Annotated in this window: 13 protein-coding genes; 8 read left to right on the forward strand and 5 right to left on the reverse strand. The window is 48.7% G+C overall.

Annotated features, from left to right (window positions below; genetic code table 11):
- Positions 1-23: 23 nt before the first annotated feature.
- Positions 24-563, reverse strand: coding sequence for a sigma-70 family RNA polymerase sigma factor (locus tag GA003_07725; GenBank protein QXD29838.1), 540 nt, complete (start codon positions 561-563; stop codon positions 24-26).
- Between the two features lie 234 nt (positions 564-797).
- Positions 798-1,226: a ribose 5-phosphate isomerase B gene (rpiB, locus tag GA003_07730; GenBank protein QXD29839.1), complete on the reverse strand. Its 429-nt coding sequence runs from the start codon at positions 1,224-1,226 to the stop codon at positions 798-800.
- A 92-nt stretch (positions 1,227-1,318) separates the two neighbouring features.
- Between rpiB and GA003_07735 the strand changes: the two genes are divergently transcribed.
- The 4 genes from GA003_07735 to GA003_07750 are packed head-to-tail and all read left to right on the forward strand — an operon-like array spanning position 1,319 to position 7,003.
- Positions 1,319-2,836: an arylsulfatase gene (locus tag GA003_07735; protein ID QXD29840.1), complete on the forward strand. Its 1,518-nt coding sequence runs from the start codon at positions 1,319-1,321 to the stop codon at positions 2,834-2,836.
- 14 nt (positions 2,837-2,850) lie between these two features.
- The gene (locus GA003_07740; protein ID QXD29841.1) at positions 2,851-4,284 is read left to right on the forward strand and encodes a sulfatase-like hydrolase/transferase; all 1,434 of its coding nucleotides are present in this window, start codon (positions 2,851-2,853) and stop codon (positions 4,282-4,284) included.
- Positions 4,285-4,318: 34 nt separating this feature from the next.
- Positions 4,319-5,683, forward strand: a complete 1,365-nt coding sequence (locus GA003_07745) for a hypothetical protein (protein QXD29842.1) — start codon at positions 4,319-4,321, stop codon at positions 5,681-5,683.
- Positions 5,684-5,686: 3 nt separating this feature from the next.
- Positions 5,687-7,003, forward strand: a complete 1,317-nt coding sequence (locus GA003_07750; GenBank protein QXD29843.1) for a DUF362 domain-containing protein — start codon at positions 5,687-5,689, stop codon at positions 7,001-7,003.
- A 392-nt stretch (positions 7,004-7,395) separates the two neighbouring features.
- Here the strand turns inward: GA003_07750 and GA003_07755 are convergent, their stop codons facing one another.
- Positions 7,396-8,415, reverse strand: coding sequence for a hypothetical protein (locus GA003_07755; GenBank protein ID QXD29844.1), 1,020 nt, complete (start codon positions 8,413-8,415; stop codon positions 7,396-7,398).
- Positions 8,416-8,563: 148 nt separating this feature from the next.
- Between GA003_07755 and GA003_07760 the strand changes: the two genes are divergently transcribed.
- From GA003_07760 to GA003_07770, 3 genes are all read left to right on the forward strand, one after another.
- Entirely contained in the window at positions 8,564-11,686 is a 3,123-nt protein-coding gene (locus GA003_07760; GenBank protein QXD29845.1) for a DUF1553 domain-containing protein, read from the forward strand.
- Positions 11,687-11,690: 4 nt separating this feature from the next.
- Complete coding sequence (locus GA003_07765) at positions 11,691-13,196, forward strand: DUF1501 domain-containing protein (protein ID QXD29846.1); 1,506 nt, start codon at positions 11,691-11,693, stop codon at positions 13,194-13,196.
- Between the two features lie 900 nt (positions 13,197-14,096).
- Complete coding sequence (locus GA003_07770) at positions 14,097-14,741, forward strand: hypothetical protein (protein QXD29847.1); 645 nt, start codon at positions 14,097-14,099, stop codon at positions 14,739-14,741.
- An 11-nt stretch (positions 14,742-14,752) separates the two neighbouring features.
- Here the strand turns inward: GA003_07770 and GA003_07775 are convergent, their stop codons facing one another.
- Together GA003_07775 and GA003_07780 are read right to left on the reverse strand one after the other, a co-directional pair.
- Positions 14,753-15,715: a cyclase family protein gene (locus GA003_07775; GenBank protein QXD29848.1), complete on the reverse strand. Its 963-nt coding sequence runs from the start codon at positions 15,713-15,715 to the stop codon at positions 14,753-14,755.
- A gap of 13 nt (positions 15,716-15,728) precedes the next feature.
- Positions 15,729-16,667 (reverse strand): sugar phosphate isomerase/epimerase, encoded by a 939-nt coding sequence (locus GA003_07780; protein QXD29849.1) that lies wholly within the window; start codon positions 16,665-16,667, stop codon positions 15,729-15,731.
- A 138-nt stretch (positions 16,668-16,805) separates the two neighbouring features.
- Between GA003_07780 and GA003_07785 the strand changes: the two genes are divergently transcribed.
- Positions 16,806-17,186 carry a GxxExxY protein gene (locus GA003_07785; protein QXD29850.1) on the forward strand — a complete coding sequence of 127 codons (381 nt, stop codon included), beginning with the start codon at positions 16,806-16,808 and terminating at the stop codon, positions 17,184-17,186.
- The last annotated feature ends 75 nt before the right edge of the window (positions 17,187-17,261 follow it).

A 17,261-nucleotide genomic window follows, 5' to 3' on the forward strand; every position in this document is an offset into this window, starting at 1 on the left:
CTAAAGATTATGGGCCGTTTGTCTTAGGGAGTTGTAGGGGGATGATGGGCGGTGGCTTCTTTTTGAATACATTCAAACAGCGCCTTGCGGGCGCGAAATAGAATTTGGGCAACGTGGTTGGTCTTCAAATTTCTATCTGCAGCAATCTCCTTAATGGATAGGCTATCGTAGTAATAGTCGGCAACAATAGAGCGGGACTTGGGTTGCAGTCGCTCGAGACAGGCTGAGAGTAACGGAAGGTTTTTCTCTGCCATCTCATCGACGGGTTTGGCTACCTCGGCCAGCTCCTCGATCAATTCCGTCTCGAAATTCAGTTTGTTGCGTTGGTTCTGCTTTCGGAATGCGAGGCATTGAAAGTATGCAAATTTGTGAGCCCAGGCACTGAAGCTGCCGGGCTGCTGGAAGTTGTCGAGCTTCGCGAGGATAGCTTTATTAGTCTCCTGTAGCACATCTTGGGCATCCCTCGGGCTTGCCAGAAGGCCAATTATGTAGCCGTGCAAGCGTGGCTGCAGCTGCACGAGCAACTCTTTGTGAAACGGGATAGCTTGTTCGTTTTCGTTCAAAAGGTAACAGATCTATAAAGGGTATATAGCCAGAAGATGAGAAATATTACACCGTTTGGCAAAAAAAGAATATATTGCCCGAATTCTGATTGGGCAGGTGTCAGAGATTTTAGTCTTCCTCGCCCTCCTACTCATCCTCGTCCTTGAAAAATGAAAAGTGGGACGACGAGTAGGAGGACAAAAAGCAATTCTGGCACCTGACACCCGAAATCTGGTTCCACCCGGCACTTTGTGCTACTCAATCTTATCCAGCCGTGCCTGATGGCGTCCTCCTTCGTAAACGGCACTCAACCAGCTATCTACAATACATAACGCCAGCTCAGGGGTTACCATCCTGGCTCCGATGGAAATGACATTGGCATTGTTATGCTCCTTGGTCAGCCGAGCACTGACCTCGTTCCAGCAAAGGCCGCATCGAATGCCAGCGACCTTGTTTGCCACAATCGCCTCCCCATTACCGCTACCACCGAGGACGATGCCTACGTCATTCTCGCCAGCAGCCACGCTTTTGGCTGCTGGTCGAATGAAGTCCGGATAATCGACCGACTCAGGGCTGCTCGTACCAAAATCATCAAGTTCATAGCCTTTTTCAATCAGGTGAGCCTTCAATATTTCTTTAAGCTCATATCCGGCGTGGTCGGTTCCGATGGCAATTCTAAGCATGCTTTCTTTGAAATAGACTTCTCTAAGAATGACGAATGGAATCTTTAATTGCTTCTGTTCAAAAATCAGTGTCAGCTTTCCGATCTACTCCTATGAATTCATTCTTACGTATATTACTCGTCCTGGGATTGCTCTCTCAGGTCTTGCTACAAGCAGACTCGCATCCGAATATCATCCTCATCTACACCGATGACCAAGGCTATGGTGATGCGAGCAATCTCAATCCGGATGCCAAATTCAAAACACCGGCCCTCGACCGGCTCGCCGCAGAAGGGCTCACTTTTACCGATGGGCATTGTTCGGATACGGTTTGCACTCCTTCCCGCTATGGATTGCTCACGGGACGCTACAGCTGGCGCACGCATTTAAAGCGAGGCGTCTTTGGAGCGGAACGCGCCTGTCTCATTGAAGACGGACGTATGACCTTGGCATCTTTGCTGCGGGATAATGGTTATGCCACCGCCATGGTCGGTAAGTGGCACCTTGGTATGGAGTTTCCGGGTACTTTTGGGAAACGAGATTGGAGCCAACCGGTAACCGATATGCCTCTCGATAAGGGCTTTGATTACTTCTGGGGTATTCCGGCTTCCTTGAATTATGGAATTCTTGCCTGGTTTGATGGTCGTTATGCCGCCGTACCACCCACACTCTTCACGGCTAAGAAAAACAATGACAGGCATCCGGACTACCGGATCATGCCTCCCTATCAGACCTCACCCGACATCGTCCCGGCTCCGCAAAAAACCAAACCGATTGAAATTGCTCCGGACTTTGTCGACAGCGAATGCCTGACCCGTTTTACAGACAAGGCGATTGATTGGATGGGGCAACAGACTCAGGAAAATCCTGAGAAACCCTTCTTCGTCTACTTACCCTTCACGTCTCCCCACTACCCAGTGGCACCGCTTCCTCGTTTCTGGGGTGAAGGTGAAGCCGGCGGTTATGGAGAGTTTATGATCGAAACAGATTTTCACGTTGGGCGCGTGTTGGACTTTCTTGATCGAAAAGGCATCGCCGAAAATACCTTGGTGATTTTCTCCAGTGACAATGGTCCTGAACGAACCTGGGAGCAACGGATTGAGGAGTTTGGTCACGACAGCTCTCACATTTATAAAGAAGGAAAACGCTCCATCTACGAAGGCGGTCATCGGGTGCCATTTTTCATGCGTTGGCCGGCGAAAATTCCAGCTGGTTCTTCCTATGACGGTGTAGCCAGTCAAACTGATCTCCTCGCAACGTTTGCTGATATCGTAGGTGCTCAACTCAAGGACGATGAAGGCGAAGACTCGGTGAGTTTGTTTTCGGCTTTGAAAAATCCTTCCCAGGACTTGGATCGATCCGCGATTATCAGTCATGCCTCGAATGGGCGGTTTGCTATCAGCGATGGGGAATGGAAGTTGATTATGCCTCACGGCAAGCTCGACTACGAGCTCTACAACCTGAAACGCGATCCCGGTGAAGATAACAATCTATACGGTAAGCATTCCAAAATTCAAAACCGCCTCGAGAAACGAATCACCACGATGGTGCAAAACGGTCGCACGACACCAGGATCCAAACAAAAGAATGATGTACCGTGGTGGCAGGATCTCACCTGGATCGCTAACTAATTTACCAACATACTATGGCTCTCAAAAACACGTTTACTACTTTCCTGATTTTCCTTTTAGCGTGGTCCGTTCTTTCAGCGGATGACCGCCCTAACATCGTCTTCGTCATGGCCGATGACCAGGGGTGGGGGCAAGTGGGGTATTATAACCATCCATACCTTAAAACGCCGAACCTCGACGCCATGGCCGCAGCCGGCCTGCGCTTCGATCGTTTCTATGCCGGTGGACCCGTTTGCTCACCCACGCGCGCATCCGTATTGAGTGGTCGCACGCACAATCGGACTGGAGTTTGGAATCACGGTGCTCCCTTTCGTCTGCAGGAAACAACCATCGCCCACGCGCTCAAGGAATTGGGCTATGCTACTGGCCATTTCGGCAAATGGCATTTGAACGGTATTCGCGGTCCTGGAGTACCTGTGCTGGGTGATGATAGGACCAGTCCCGGTGCACTCGGATTCGAGCATTGGTTAACCGTGACCAACTTCTTCGATATCGATCCGGTTATGAGTCGCATGGGTAAGTTTGAAGAATTTAAAGGCGACTCTTCTGAGGTCATTGTAGGAGAAGCATTGAATTATATGAAGAGACAGAAGGAGGGCCCATTCTTTACGGTGATCTGGTATGGCTCTCCCCACGACCCCATGGTGGCGAGCGACGAGGATCGAGCTCCCTTTGCTCACCTTACAGATAAGGAGCAACATCACTATGGAGAGCTAGTCGCGCTCGATCGCAGTATTGGCACTCTAAGGAAGGGGCTTCGTGACATGGGCATCGCTGACAATACGCTGATCTGGTACTGCTCGGATAATGGAGGCCTGCCTCCTTTTGGCCCGGCTACGGTAGGAGGACTTCGTGGATTTAAAGGATCCATGTGGGAAGGCGGTTTACGCGTTCCTGGTATCATCGAATGGCCTGCTGTTATCAAGAAAGGCCGTGTGATTAAGCACCCGGCTGGGGTAGTAGATATGTTTCCCACCGTATTGGACATCTTGGGGCATGACTTGACTCCTATGCTTCAGCCCAATGACGGCATGAGTATTTATCATATTATTCAGGGGGATGACACTGAGGTGCGACCGAGGCCCTTGGGATTTCACTCCGATGGTCGTGCGGCTATTGTAGACAACGACTACAAACTGGTCGTCGAAAATATCGAAGATGGAATTCCTCAGCTCTTTGATCTGATACAGGATCCCAAAGAATCGAAAAACCTCTTTTACGAGGAACCGGAAGTGGCCTCTGATATGATGCAAAAATACGCCGCTTTCAACAACTCGGTCCAAGGAAGCATTCGAGGTGAGGACTACCCGGAAGGTCGAGTGGATCCCAATCAGCCTCCGCGCATATTCTGGTGGGAGATGGAAGCGTATGAGCCTTATTTCGATGAGTGGGCTAAGAGACCCGAATATGCCCCTCGTTTAAGAGCTTATATAAAATCTAAGAAGTAATGTTTTTGGCAGCAGGCCAGCTCTAACAGTTTTTATGAAAATTTCCAACGTCCAACTCTACTTTCTTCCTGTAACGCTCCGTGTACCACTCAAGTTTGGCGCACAGGTCCTTGAGAACGTCACCTGTGCCCGAGCAAGGGTCACCTTAACAGCCGAAGATGGCTCAAGCTCCGAAGGCTGGGGAGAAACGCCCTTGTCGGTTCCCTGGGTGTGGCCCTCCGAAATCAGTTACTCTGAGCGCGAAGAGGTTCTCAAAGGTTTTTGCATTCAACTGGCCAAGGAACTTCCCGATGCCGGCTTATCCGGGCATCCCATGGAAATCGGGTATGTCTTTATAGAGGGGCCACTGCACGCAATGCTGAATTCGGTGAATGCCGATCGCGAGGCGGAGGCGCATATGCCTCATTTGGCAGCGTTAGTTTGCTTTTCCTTATTTGATATTGCTGTGCACGATGCCTATGCCAAGGCCAAGGGAGTAGGGGTCTATGATTTATATACTGCCGAATATATGTCCCGTGATTTGTCACAGTTTTTTGAAGACGAGAAATTTTCCGGCCAATATCCTGCTGATTACCTGGTTAAGCCTGAGAGTAAAAAACTCCCCGTCTGGCATTTGGTAGGTGGTCTGGATCCCATCTTAGAGGAAGAGCTTACAGGTAATGAACCCGACGATGGGTATCCGGTGTTGCTACGCGATTGGATTAAGGCGGATGGTCTAAATTGTCTTAAGATTAAACTCCGTGGAAATGATGCCCCTTGGGATTATGATCGTTTGGTAGCCATTGGCCAAATCTGTGAAGAAGAAAACGTCGATTGGTTAACCACTGACTTTAATTGCACGGTCACGGATGTTGATTATGTGAATGACATCCTGGACCAATTGCGTGACGAGTATCCTCGGACGTATCAACGAATCTTGTACGTCGAACAACCCTTTCCTTACGATCTCGAAGCAAACCCTATAGACGTCCATAGTCTGAGCGCTCGCAAACCCCTCTACATGGATGAAAGTGCTCACGATTGGCGTTTTGTGAAGATGGGTCGTGAACTTGGTTGGAACGGCGTTGCGCTCAAAACCTGCAAGACCCAAACCGGAGCCATTCTCAGTCTATGCTGGGCCAAGGCCCACGGAATGGGTTTGATGGTGCAGGACTTGACAAATCCCATGCTTGCTCAGGTTCCGCACGTCTTGCTCGCTGCGCACGCTGGCACTATCATGGGTGTAGAAAGTAATGGCATGCAATTCTACCCGGAAGCCTCGGCCCCGGAAGCAGTCATTCACCCAGGGATTTATAAGCGTAATGACGGCATCCTGGATTGGTCTACTTTGGGAGAAAAGGGTTACGGATATCGTGAAGATGTTGTTGATCGCCAGCTCCCGGACAGGATAGGCTCTTGAATTGTGAAGACAAATAATCCCAGTTTCACCGTCCAGAACTTTGCCCCAACGATAGCCGACAAAGGGGAAGTAAGCATTCCTGATATGGTGGAGGTGAAACAATCCTTCCCGGATGATAAGGTAGCCGATATTCGTGCCACCGTGATGAAGGAACTGGCTCAACTTTCCGAATTGAAATTGAAGGGTAAGTCGATTGCGATCACAGCTGGAAGTCGCGGGATTTCTGGCATGGCGGAAACACTTCGAGCCATTGTCGATCAATTGATTGAGTGGGGAGCGACTCCATTTCTGGTTCCTGCTATGGGAAGTCATGGTGGAGCTACTGCTGAGGGGCAATTGGCCGTATTGGAAAATCTTGGAATTACAGAAGAATCAATGGGTGCACCCATCCGATCTTCCATGGACGTAGTTGAACTGGGTCAGATCCATGGGGATACACCCGTATGCTGTGATCGATTGGCTTATGAGTCGGATGGTATTATTGTTTGTAATCGCATCAAAGCACACACGAGTTTCGTGGGTGAGCATGAAAGTGGACTCGCCAAGATGATGGTGATCGGTCTCGGAAAGCATGTCGGTACCAATGGTATCCATCGTTTAGGCTTTAAAAGGTTTTCCGAAGTCATTCCTGAAGCGGCCTCAGTGATACTCAACAAGGCACCTATTCTGTGTGGGGTTGGTTTGGTGGAAAATGCCTATAATCAAGTCGCACGCGTCGAAGCCATTTCGCCCGAATCGATTTTTGAAAGAGAGCGCGAATTGCTTAAATACGCGAAATCTATCATGGGGCGCATCCTCGTTCCAGAGATGGATATTTTGGTGATTGATGAACTTGGAAAAGATGTCAGTGGTGCCGGAATGGATCCCAATGTCATTGGACGCTCGGCCAGTGGTATTTCGCGAGAAACAGATCCCATTATCGGCACCATTGTTCTTAGGGATCTATCCAAGAAAACGGCTGGAAACTCCCTTGGTATGGGAATGGCGGATATCATCTGCAAAAGAGCCGTGGACAAGATTGAATTAACTAGCGTTTACACCAATGCCATTACGGCAGGTCTCTTTCTGGGGTCTAAGCTCCCGCTTGTAGCTGCTTCCGATCGGGATGCTATCTCCATAGCCTTACGGGCGATTATTGGTTCCACGTCTTCGGAAAAACGCATCGTGCATATTCCAAGCACCAAAGCCCTCGAAACTATTTGGCTCTCCACTGCGTTTCTTGCGGAAATTGAAGGGCGTGAGGACATGGAGGTTATTGGCGACGCCAGACCTGCTAGCTTTGATGATTCCGGTGCCATGCTTTGGCCTACGAAACGTTAAGGCTCCTTCGATTCGTTTATACTGCCTACTGCATTCAGTAGCAGCCGCCATTTATACCCGTTTTAATAGCCCCATCAGCGTCGTTTCCTGGTTCTATGAAACGCATGATTCTCACAAAACGCCCAAGTCTCATTTAATCATTCTTGCGGACATGGGCAACGATCCGGACAAGGAGTCGTAGATACATCTGTGTATTCGTTTTATAACTACGATAAAGTGGGCGATTATGGCAAAGTGTTGGAGGTCGACAATGCCTCCTCGAAAAGAGGCAATTCAAGGTTTCCTCTGATGCGGCCAGCAAGGAAAATTACCAGGTGCTTGAGGTCAGGGATATCAATGAGATTGCCAGTCTGCACGATTATCGCCGGTTAGTTATCGATGTTTAGTAGTTTTCAGCCTTCGCCGCTGTGGCCTTCAATGTAATGAGTCACATCCGCCATTATTTTTTCCACCGTTTGTAAGGTGGCTCCGGTTCGTATGGTTCCCCAGTAGAAACCATGAGTTACGTCAGGATAGGAGATACTTGAGATTTCTTTGCCGAGTCGTTTCATTTCGGGGATCAGGATTTCAAAGTTGGTTTTATAAAGACCGATGTGTTTACCTTGAAGGACCAAGACGGGGCAGTTGATCTTTTTCATCCAGGCATGCATTTCGTTCCTCCGGTCGGGAGTAAATAGAAGAGCTGGGTTTTTCATGAGTTCATTGTAGTCTCTGGGACTGGCTTCCTTACCGGTTTTTGGATCGAGAGGCACGATGGTTGCGGGCTCTCCAGCGATGACCCAGGCGAGATCTTTTTTGGAGGCCGTGGCAATCGCGAGAATGGCTCCACCGCTTCCACCGTAGAGGACCACTTGGTTCGAGTCGACACCAGGTAGTGACTTGGCTTTCTCTACCACCAAGGCGGCATCGTCAACTGCATCGTAAAACCCACTTGGACTACCGTCCTTCGTTTTCCAATACGGTCTGCGGGTAGATGCGATGGTGAGGTAACCGGCTTCGAGGAAACGCGTTTGGATTGGTTGATTCAGGAGATTGCTTTTTAAGCCATTGAGGTTCGATTGTCCTCCGCCTCCATGAAAAAATAAGATGGTTGGGAAGGGGCCTTTTCCTTGAGGAGCGCGATAGGCAAAACTCAGGTCTACGCCATCGGAAGACTCGAGCTTAACTGTTTTGACGGGCGAAATGGATTCCGGGATTTGAATCCCTTCGATATGGGATCGGGATGCCAGGTTGTCTCCTCTAGATGGATCCGATTGTCGGTGAGATCGCGCTTCTTCACGGCTGAGTTTACCATCATCATTGGTATCTGCGGCGGGGTTTTGTTTGAGATAGCGTTCCAGCTGTTGCTCTGATTGTGCCCAGGTAGTGGTGGTTAGAATTAGAGAAACCAGAAGAATAGGGTAGATGTTCATGATAGTAATCCTGAAGGAGTTGTAACGAAGTTAGTAGGGGAGGTCCCTAAAGGCAATACTATGAATTTGGATTGATTTGATTTGTTGGAAGCAGATACTGTTGTTGATCAGCCCTTAGAGGGTGATTACACCTATTTTCCAATCCCAAGTGAAAACTACCCTAAAAGTCTTCTTTATTACTGTATCCTGGTTGTGCGTGGTCTCTATTTCCTGGGCAAAAGTCGATTTTACTCGGGAAATTCTGCCATTGCTCTCGGACAACTGTTTCAAGTGCCACGGACCGGACTCGAATACGCGTGAAGCTGATTTACGGCTCGATACGCCTGAAGGAGCCTTTGGCGACCTGGGAGGTGGTTATTTTCCTGTCGTTCCAGGGAAACCTGAAGAGAGTGAGCTCATCTGGCATATTTCTGCTGAGGATGAAGAAGATTTAATGCCGCCGCCCGATTCTGAACTCACGCTTTCTGAGGCAGACAAGCAATTACTGCGTCAGTGGATTGAAGAAGGGGCGGAATGGGAGAGACATTGGTCATTTGAACCTGTCGCACGCCCAGTGTTGCCGGACGTGTATCAGAAGAAATGGCCGCGTAACGGGATTGATCGCTTTATACTTGCTCGACTGGAGGAAGAAGGACTTTCACCCATTGAACAAGCGGATAAAGTAACTTTAATAAGGCGGGTGACCTTGGACCTCACCGGATTACCTCCGACTCCTGGCGAAGTAGATGCTTTTCTGGCCGACAAAAGAGAGAATGCCTATGAGCGCTTGGTCGATCGTCTGCTCGATTCTCCACGGTATGGAGAGAGTATGGCTTTGCCGTGGTTGGACGCCGCACGCTATGCCGATACAGATGGCTACCAGAACGATGGTCCTAGAGATATGTGGCGTTGGCGTGACTGGGTGATTGATGCCTACAACAACAATATGCCCTTCGATCAATTTACGGTGGAGCAGTTGGCTGGAGACCTGTTGCTAAACCCAACCCTCGATCAGATCATTGCAACGGGGTTTAACCGAAACCATCGCTATAATTCGGAATCGGGATTGGTTCCAGAGGAGTTCAGATTAGAAAATGCCGTCGATCGGGTAGATACCACTTCTACGGTATGGATGGGATTAACCATGGCGTGCGCCCGTTGCCACGATCACAAATACGATCCCTTTTCGACCAAGGAATACTACCAGCTTATTTCCTATTTTAATAGCATCACCGAGTCGGGCAGGGCAGTAAAATTTGCAAACTCGGAGCCATTCATCACGACACCGACAAAGCAGCAGCAATCAATTCTGAAAAAGAAGGATCAAGGAATTGCTCGCGCACAGCGTGCATTGGAGTCCCAGCGGTCAGCGATTCAGCAGGCGCAGGTGCAATGGGAGTCAGCCAAGCCTGGTCATTTATCGGAGAAGCATTTTGGGAAGCAGGGTTTGGTTCGGTATTACTCGTTTAATGGCAACGATGCGGGAGTCAGTGTTCTGCAAGGACAACCTCTGTTTAGTAGCGGTGTCATGGGGACGGCAGCTTACTTGGATGGCGATAGCCAGTTTATGGTCGAGAGTGATCCGATCTTGGTGACTGAAAAGCGCTGGAGCATTTCGTTTTGGATGAAACCTGATTCGCTTGAAGATTCGGTTATCATGTCGCGTCAGGAAGTCAGTACAGCCCGTCCTGGAGTTACCCTGGAGTTGAAGGACGGTCGTTTGCAGTTTTATGTGATGACGCGGTGGATCGCCGGCGTAAGTGCTGTTGAAACCATTCAAGACCTAACTCCAGGAGAATGGATACATGTGACAGTTTCCAACGATGGATCTTATCGGGCCAAAGGGTTGAAGATTTATCTTGATGGAAAAGCTGTTCCTACTCGTGTGTTACATAACACTAATAGCAATAAGGGCGTATCTGCCAAAAATGCCAAATTCCGGGTGGGTGGCGGTGTAGTTGGAAACAATTACAAAGGTATGGTGGATGAGTTAAGGGTCTATGATCGGACGCTCTGGGATGATGAAATAGTCCTGCTAGCTGCATCTGGTTCTATTGGTGAAATCCAAAGCTTGAAACCGAAGCATCGATCTCCTGGGGCTTCGGCAAAGCTAAGCGCTTACTTTCTGGAAAATGTGGCCCCAGAGTCCTATCGAGCATTAGCGAGTGCCTTCTTTGACGCACGACTCGAGCGCTTGAAATACCACGACTCCCTCCCTACCACTATGATTATGGAGGAGCTGGCTGCTCCAAGAGAGACGCATGTCCGAAGGCGTGGGGTTTATCATGATTTTGGAGAGAAAGTAGGGCGTGTACTTCCCGAGTTTCTAACGCCTGAAGGCGCTAACTTTGACCCAAATCGTTTAGGCCTGGCTAAATGGCTCGTAAGTGGAACGCATCCTTTGACGGGTAGGGTGGCGGCTAACCGGTACTGGTTGAAGTATTTTGGTCGAGGTTTGGTTAAGACCGCTGAGGATTTTGGTATACAAGGAGAAAGGCCCAGCCACCCAGAGCTGTTGGATTGGTTGGCCGATGAATTTTTTCGTATGGATTGGGATGTGAAAGCGATGCAGAAACTCATTGTTATGAGTGCGACCTATCGACAGTCGTCGCGCATTACGGGTAAATTACTGGAGACGGATCCTGAGAATGTTCTTTATGCTCGTGGGCCTCGTCAGCGCCTCTCTGCGCATACGACTCGAGATCAGGCCTTGGCATTGAGCGGTTTGTTGGTGGAAACCATTGGTGGCCCATCGGTGAGTCCGTATCAGCCGGATAAACTATGGGAAGACTTGAGCAACATGAAGTATGAGCAGTCGAAGGGGGATGACCTTTACCGTCGTAGCCTGTATACCATTTGGAAACGCACCCTTCCTCCACCTTCCATGGCTGTCATGGATGCAGCAGATCGGGAGTCCTGCATCGTTTCTCCGAAACGTACCAATACACCCTTGCAGGCTCTGACGCTGCTAAATGAAAAGGCCTTTGTTGAGGCTGCCCGTAATTTAGGTGAGCGCATTTTAACCGAAGGAGGAAGCTCGGTTCGCGATCAGGTTTTATTTGCCTTCAGAACCGTAGCCGGAAGGCGTCCGAAGTCAGCGGAGCAATCATTGTTGGAGACTGCTTACCGCGATTACCGCGCGTTATATGCTGAGGACATGGAGTCCGCTAAGAAATTAATTTCGGTCGGCGAATCCAAGCCTACCGCTGACCTGAATCCAATTCAGCTTGCTGCAGCGACTACGTTTGCCAATATGCTGCTTAATTTAGATGAGGTTGTAACCAAGGAGTAAGATCATGAACACCGATTCAAATCATAATTCTCATTCAGGTAATAGCGAGTGTCACAACTACACTCAGCTTTCGCAAAACCCGTTGACGATGACTCGCCGGTATTTTTTCGGTAAGGCGGCTAAGGGATTAGGGGGTGTGGCATTAGCATCTTTGTTGAATGAAAATTTATTGGGGGCTTCTTCGGATGGTAATGGATTGCCCGGGCTGCCTCACTTTGCTCCCAAAGCGAAACGAGTCATTTATCTCTTTCAGTCAGGTGGCCCATCTCAGCTGGAGCTATTCGATTACAAACCGCAGTTGAATAAGCTTCATGGCCAGGAGGTGCCAGCTTCGGTATTTAATGGTCAGCGATTGACGGGCATGACTGCCGGACAATCTTCGTTTCCTGTTGCTCGCTCAGTCTATGATTTCAAGCAAGTGGGTGAAAGCGGGATATGGATGAACACCGAGCTCCTGCCTCACTTGGCAAAGGTCGCTGATGATTTGTGTGTGATCAAATCCATGCACACCGAGGCGATTAACCACGATCCGGCTATTACCTTTTTTCAAACCGGTTTTCAAATCGCCGGCCGGCCTAGCATTGGAGCCTGGATGTCTTACGGGCTAGGAAGTGAAAATGAAAACCTTCCTGCATTCGTTGCGATGACTTCAAGCGGATCCGGGGGTGGTGGGCAGCCCTTATACGATCGTCTTTGGGGTGCAGGATTTTTGCCTTCGAAGCACCAAGGTGTGAAATTTGCCGGAGGGAAAGATCCCGTCCTGTATTTGAATAACCCTGACGGGATGAGTAGCGAGGTTCGTCGCAAGACACTCGATCACATTGCCGCCATGAACCGAATGAAGTTCGATGACTATGGCGATCCGGAAATTGAAACGCGTATCTCTCAATATGAAATGGCTTTTCGCATGCAGACATCGGTCCCTGAGTTGACCGATGTTAAAAGCGAGCCCGATAGCACTTTCGATTTGTATGGAGAGGATGCGAAGAAGCCTGGTAGCTACGCGAATAACTGTTTGCTTGCTCGGCGTCTCGTGGAACGCGGCGTTCGGTTTGTGCAGCTCTTTCACCGTGGTTGGGATGCGCACAACAATCTTCCCAGAGTAGAGTCTAGACAATCTGACGATACTGATCAGCCTACGGCAGGCCTCATTCAGGATCTGAAGCAACGTGGAATGCTGGATGACACTTTGATTGTTTGGGGCGGAGAATTTGGACGCACAGTTTATTGCCAAGGAGAATTAACACCGGTTAAGTATGGCCGGGATCACCATCCGCGCTGTTTCTCCATGTTTATGGCCGGAGGTGGTATTAAGCCGGGAATGACTTACGGTGAAACTGACGAGTTCAGTTATAATATTACGGAGAATCCAGTTAGCGTTCACGATTTACATGCCACCATTTTGAATCAAATGGGCGTGAATCATAAAAAGCTCACCTACAAGTTTCAGGGGCGTCACTATCGGCTTACGGATGTCCATGGTAAGGTTGTGAAACCGATTCTGATATAATAATCGAAGTATGAGTCATTGAATGAGATAGGGTGATGAAGGCTACTTGGCGCAAACTTTGGATATTGCCTCCAGCTCTTCTTGTGTTGGTGGCAACACTGCAGCTTCTTTTAGTTCATTATAAAAATTTCGATCGATGGGAGGGTGGAGGATTCGGGATGTTTGCTTCTGTTGATCGTGAGGCTCTTAGATCGCACCGGCTGTTTGTGCAGACAGATGAAGGAGAGTTGCCTGCTTTGTTGGTTGATCTCGAAGCTGATCGAAAGCGACTCGTGACTCTGCCTAACACCCGCTTACTGGAGCGAGAGCTTGAGCGAATTGCTAACAAGCTATGGTGCCTATGTGAAACAGAGCTTCACTGTTTAGAAGCAATAGATAGAACCTCCTTCAAGCAAGCTGATGTGCTCAAGGTTTTAACTTCGGATGCCAAAACAGAGCAACTTCCATATCCTCGTTATCCGAAAATGCTGATAGAGTATGGAGATTCGGAATGTGAATCGAATAATATTCCAGGGGTTACGGGTCTTCGCCTTGAATTGCGACGGCTTGTTTATAACGGTGATGGGCGATTTAGTACTAGGTTATTGAATGGAGCTTCGAGAGAGTAGGATGCGATCAGGAGCCCTTCAAATGATGCAAGAACAAGCGTGGACCTACCCATTCATAAAATGGTCATGAAGCTCTTGGATCGTTTTCTTAATACCGCTCGAAAGCTAAAGCCTTTCGATTGTGCTCTCTATCTTACTTTGGTTATATTGGTCATTGAGAGACCGCATGTTCAATCAGTGGTATTATTTAGTGCTATTGGGATAATTGCACGACTGCTGTTGTATAGCTGGATATATTGGTCATTGTTAACCATTCTTTTTTATCGTGGTTTCCTGGCAGCCATGGTACGCCGTGCCCAATCATATTTACCTCCAAGCTTATTGGTGTTTGGCGATAGCTATCTGTTTACGATTTGAGAATAAAGAAGAGCTGCTTGCAAAGTCGGCCCGATGGTTAGCTGGGTTGGTTTTTCTGTATGCCGTCATTTGGAAGCTGCGTACACCTGAGTTTATCGATGGGAGATTTCTGGAGTTCTCAATTCTTACAGACTTTCGGTTAGCTCCCTTAGCTGGTATGTTTGGTATTGATATCGAAACCGTAATGCAGAATCGGCAATGGTTGAGTCACTATACCCAAGCAGGTGATGTGATGGGAGACGTCCAGTTGACAGCAGTTGAAGGGATTAGGGCAGTATCCCTATGGTTGAGTTGGTGGACCATCTTAATTGAATTCGCGGTTGCTCTAGTATTTTTGCTTCCCGATAAGAGAGTGAAGCTGGGATGCCGCCATGGCTGCTTTTTAGGATTTATTTTTAGCACCTACCTTTTAGCTCCGGTCGTAGGTTTTGGCTGGGCCTTAACAGCTATGGGAATGAGTCAAGTCAAGTGTACCTCTAATTTCTTATGGACGGCACTTTATGTGCTTGGCTTTATATTAATTTTTCTGAGCAGAAACCCGGGGTTGGATGCGGTTTTTCTTCGATTGGGGCTTATGTAAATCTCTTTTGATTAAAAAGTTGCAATCGGATTCAAAGGTGAACCCGTTCCACCTTCCACAGGAATTGGAGCCGTTGTCAGCAGAAATTCGTAACTGCCTAGCTCTTCGCATTGCTTTGCGAGTCGCTCAAGCTCGAGATTGTCCAGGATAGGCACGCCCATCACGTAGAGCATCATCATGTGAATAGGTGAGCCGACACCTTCCACTTGCGAAGGGCTTACATCGCTTCCTCCATCGCTACCCATCACGGCGATATCTCGCTCTTTTAACCAGGGTGCGCAGGAAGCATGAAGTCCGGCTGCTCCAGATGACCAGGGTCCTAGTTCATCGCGGCGAGCCCAGCGACCTGTGTAGAGCAGTACTGCGTCGCCGGAGCGAATTTTGACTCCCGACATTTTCTCCCAGGCGTCCAGGTCTTCTGGATACAAGGGAGTTCCGGGTTCCAGGTACTTCACGCCTTTTAGTTTGGCGGCATCGATGAGCACACCGCGGGTGAATATGCCTTCCTTGGCATTGCGGACATCCAGCTTAGCAGCTCCCTTTTCGGTTACCTCATCAGCGGAAAATCCATTGTACAATTTCCCATTGTGCATGTAGTGGCAGAGGGCATCTAAATGAGAGTGTGCGAATCCGTGGTATGAGACTGAGTAATTATCTGAATTCCACTGCTTACCATATCCTACCATGGTATGCATGAAGGGACGGGGGTTATCTGGCTCTATGGTTTTGATGACGTCCCTGGCGAGTGAAACCGAAATACCTTTTTTAACGAGTCCAGCTGCTTCAACGCGTTTGGCGGGGGTTATTAAGTTAAGAGCTCCCTTCTGATCGTCCGCTCCCCAGCGACCCCAGTTTGAGAGCTCGGCGGCCATGTCCTTAATGTCGTCTGCGTTAAGTTTTTTATGATGGTCTGCTGAAGAAAGAAGGGGGACAAAGACCACCGTACACAGAACGAGACAGAGTCGAAGGCGCATAATAAGAATGGGGTTAAGAGTCTAAGGCAGAATCCAATTTCTTCAAATACGGAGGGATTTCCTTAAAGGCATCATCTTCTTCAAACTCAAGAACCACGTATCCTTGGTAATTGGCTCGTTTGAGGATGTCCGCAATGCGATCAAAATCGGCCGGGTAGCGTTTTCGCTCCGGAGCGGGTGTTTGCATATTCACTTTCACCTGCACATTTACGGTGTGGAGCGCACAACGCTCGAGATCAATGTAGGGAGTATCGGAAAAGAAGTTTCCGGTGTCCAAGTTGATGCCAATCCATGGACTGTCGACTTTCTCAATGATTTCAAGCAGCAGGTCCGGCGTAATATCTCCATGATTTTCGACACCTACAAAAACGCCTCGCTCTCCTGCATAATCGCAACAGACCTTTAATGATTCGACGGCGTTGTTGATACGGTCGCGTCCCTGGCTGAAGCCCTTTCCGGTTCCAGCAAAAAAGCGGACGTGGCCAGCCCCCAATGCGGCGGCTTGATCGAGTCCCGCCTTAGCGGCCTCAATCTGGTAATCCAGTTTAATTCCTTTAGGGAGGGAGAAATCGTTGCCAATCGCGGTGCCATGTATGGTTACTCCACGAACATAGGCGTGATGCTTGAGCTGGTTGTAATAGGCTAGGTCGGCATCCACGGGAAAGAAGTAGGAGGTGAGCTCTGCTCCGTCGCAATTGTGATCTGCGCAGAAGTCGATGAACTTAAACATGTCCATGGGCTTTGAGGCATCGGCAGGTGATTGTGGATTGCCCTTGAACCAGCTAAACTGCTTGCGAAACGAATAGGCAGCTAGCGACAGCTTAAAGCGCGGCTGTCCGGGGCGAATAAAGGCTTCCCCGCCAGACAAGGAAAGTGGGAGTGTAGCGCCACCAGCCAAAAAGGCTGAAGCGAGGGTACTTTTTTGAAGAAATACGCGTCTAGATACTTTCATGGGGTAGTTATTTTGTTTTTTATAGATTTGATTTCATGCATTCCGCATTAGCAACCGTAATTCTTAATTAGCCGCAAAAGAACGCAAAGAGCACAAAATTTCTATTTCTTAATGATGCTAAATTCCTAGAATGCATTTATGACTGATGAAATAAAAATACTGTGTGATACAATAAGGGAAACTTCATATGCCATTCATGAATACCATGGACATGGGCACCTCGAAAAAGTTTATGAAAATGCACTCAAAAATCGGCTCTCGAGGATGGATCTTAATGTTATTCAGCAACATCCCCTCGAAGTTTTTGATGAAGATGGCACTGTGCTCGGTGAATATTTTACGGACCTATTTGTAGAGAAGAAACTAATCGTCGAGATCAAAGCCGTCCGAGCCCTAGCTAGTGAGCATGAAGCTCAGTTAATTGGCTACCTCAAATCTAGCCGCGTCGAACATGGATTACTGATCAACTTTGGTTCCTTCGAATTCCAGATCAAGAAATTCGTACTCAGCCAACCCTAGATCATTTTTTGCGATCTTTGCGTTCTTTTGCGGCTAAAAAAAGGGCGGGGAGTATAACCTTCATCGGTCTCACGA

Source organism: Opitutia bacterium ISCC 52, from assembly GCA_014529675.2.
Classification (GTDB): Bacteria; Verrucomicrobiota; Verrucomicrobiia; order Opitutales; family UBA2995; genus UBA2995.

Excerpts from the sequence above, each read along its gene's own strand:
- GA003_07745 (QXD29842.1), top strand. The coding sequence starts at position 4,319 with ATGAAAATTTCCAACGTCCAACTCTACTTTCTTCCTGTAACGCTCCGT.
- GA003_07735 (QXD29840.1), top strand. The coding sequence starts at position 1,319 with ATGAATTCATTCTTACGTATATTACTCGTCCTGGGATTGCTCTCTCAG.
- GA003_07780 (QXD29849.1), bottom strand. The coding sequence starts at position 16,667 with ATGAAAGTATCTAGACGCGTATTTCTTCAAAAAAGTACCCTCGCTTCA.
- GA003_07775 (QXD29848.1), bottom strand. The coding sequence starts at position 15,715 with ATGCGCCTTCGACTCTGTCTCGTTCTGTGTACGGTGGTCTTTGTCCCC.
- rpiB (QXD29839.1), bottom strand. The coding sequence starts at position 1,226 with ATGCTTAGAATTGCCATCGGAACCGACCACGCCGGATATGAGCTTAAA.
- GA003_07755 (QXD29844.1), bottom strand. The coding sequence starts at position 8,415 with ATGAACATCTACCCTATTCTTCTGGTTTCTCTAATTCTAACCACCACT.
- GA003_07765 (QXD29846.1), top strand. The coding sequence starts at position 11,691 with ATGAACACCGATTCAAATCATAATTCTCATTCAGGTAATAGCGAGTGT.
- GA003_07740 (QXD29841.1), top strand. The coding sequence starts at position 2,851 with ATGGCTCTCAAAAACACGTTTACTACTTTCCTGATTTTCCTTTTAGCG.
- GA003_07785 (QXD29850.1), top strand. The coding sequence starts at position 16,806 with ATGACTGATGAAATAAAAATACTGTGTGATACAATAAGGGAAACTTCA.